We start from the raw sequence: 2,408 nt of genomic DNA, 5'->3' as shown, positions 1-2,408 counted from the left end.
ACGCAGTAAGTGAAGCAGCTCCGCAGAAAGTGACAAGGGCTTCATTGGCTGAACAATCTGAATGGACGATTATGCCGGCTTCCGGACGCTCGACCTCACGTCTGCCGAACTCATCCTCCACCCCTTTCCAGGCAGTATCTTTCAGACTCGACGGCTTAGAAGTTGATCAAACATATAAAGAAAAAGTTACGGTAACATACGCAGGAGAGACAGTGCCGTATTCAATATATGCAACTTCCGACGATGAAGATCCCGATAACAAAGGATGGTCAATCGGAACTACCCCTGATTATGATGGAGTGATCATCCGCATTAACCATCAGGTATTCACAACTCCGGGAGAACTCGTGATCGACATGCAACCCGGTGCATTCGACACAATGGACGGAGACACCTCCCCCGCTTTCCATTATACCTATTCTTTCGGTCAGGAAGTAAAAGAAGTAAAAAAGGAAATCAAGGTAATAAAGTTCAATCCGGAGGCTAACGGAACCGTAAAATATCTTGAAAAAGTAAGCATCCTGTTTGACGTGGAGCTTATTGGTGCCGACCAGATATTCTGCGATGAAAGCAAAGCCGAGTCAATAACCTTGACAAAAGATGGCTCTACCGATGCAATAAAAGCTACAGGTGTGGCATATGACGAATCCGCATACGTAGAAGGAACCTTGCCATACTCAGTGACATTCCCCCAAGCTACTGAAGCAGGAGAATACACCATGACTGTTCCTGCGGGCTTCTTCTGGATAGCTCCTGACAATACATCAAAACCTGCCGATGCTATAGAAAGCGGGGTAATTACTGCTAAATTTACAGTCGACCCCTCTGTAAAAACTCCGATGCAGAACTATAATGTCGTAACCCCTGAACAAGCGCCGAAGGAAATCAAATCCTTTGATCATGTAAGCATCGACTTCTATGACGTAAAGGGTATATATATGGCAGACGATGCTAAAATAACCCTCAAAAAAGATGGCAAAGAATCCGGATATACCGGTGAATTGACATATGATTGGGAATACGGCAACATGCACACAGCCAAAGTTTCTTTCTACAAAAACGGGGAAGATGCAACTATAACCGAGGCTGGAACATACGACCTTACAATCGGAGCCGGTGCCATAAGGGGAGACGAGGAATATAACGATGAAATCACACTCACTTTCAAAGTTAACCCTTCATTAGTCAAGGAATATACATGGACTGCGACTCCCGAGAACAATGGCAAAGCAGACCTTCCTAACCCAGAACAGAACTATACGCAGATCACAATCAGACTCAACGATGCTCAAACAGTTTCTTATGACGAATGGGAAGATCCCAACCATGATCCCAAAGACGGCACAGAGATAAAGTCTATCATTGTTACGTATGACAATGAAAACATTAAAGCCGTACAGAATGCAAACGGAACTGACGAAGCAAACATCGGATGGTCACTTGCTGACAATTGGGAGGAGCCGGAGGCAATCATACGCATCAACAACAAGATTTTTGAAAAGCCCGGCAAACTGACCATCGAGATAGATCGCGGCATGTTTACTGTGGACGGAAGCAATCCTTTCCCTGCAATCGAATACACTTGCTCATTCGGTGAGATAGCAGAAACTAAAGAATATGAGACACAAGTGTCTCCCGACATGAGCATTGACAAAGAATATCTCATCTCTGATTTCGAAGAGTTTAAGATCGAGTTCCTGAATGCAAAAACCGCAGAACCGAAAACAGTGAAAGATTATGATGACAATGACAAGCCCATAATGAGGGAGGACGTGAATCCACATCTTGCCGTAGCATCTGTTGTATATTATGGAGATTACACCATTACAAAAGTTGAAGACGCCCCCCACCCGACATTCATCATCAAATTTACTGATCTTTCCAAGATGGATGCAAGCATGGGAGGCTACATCAACTTGTCGATCGATGAGGGTTCGTTTGTTCTTGACGGCAATCAGAAGTCTCCCGTAATCTCCCAGACATGGAGACTTAAGAGAACAAAAGAGATTGATAAATCATGGCAGCCCAGTCCGACCGGAGATATAGTCAACAACGGATACGGCATATTCGCCAACTTCAAATTCAACGGCGATGAAACCCTTTCGGTAACAGGATATGACAAAATAGTCGTGAAATTCAATGATACTCCACTTGAAAGAATTAAGGAAGCTGATGCCGACAAAGATGGTGTTGAAGGATACTGGACAGAGAAGAATTCAGACAATGCCCTAATCTTCAATATGGTGACAAAACAATTCATGAACAAGGATCTCACCGGCAAAATCACAATAGAGATTCCTGAAAACGTAATATACATATCCGGTGAGCCTCTCGGGGCAATAAGCCACACATGGAATATTGTCAAGCCGAGGGATTACACATTCAAGTTCACTCCCGGACTCACCACA

General features: G+C 44.1%; 1 protein-coding gene. It reads left to right on the top strand.

Features of this window, described 5'->3' with window-relative positions:
- The coding region (locus JX312_RS12305; protein WP_204458184.1) for a hypothetical protein at positions 1-2,408 on the top strand (2,408 nt) is incomplete at both ends.

Origin of the sequence: Barnesiella sp. CU968, assembly GCF_905219685.1 — a bacterium.
In the GTDB taxonomy this organism is placed as follows: domain Bacteria; phylum Bacteroidota; class Bacteroidia; order Bacteroidales; family Muribaculaceae; genus Lepagella; species Lepagella muris_A.
Note: the sequence above shows the minus strand (reverse complement) of the source record. Positions and strands in the feature narration are given on the sequence as shown.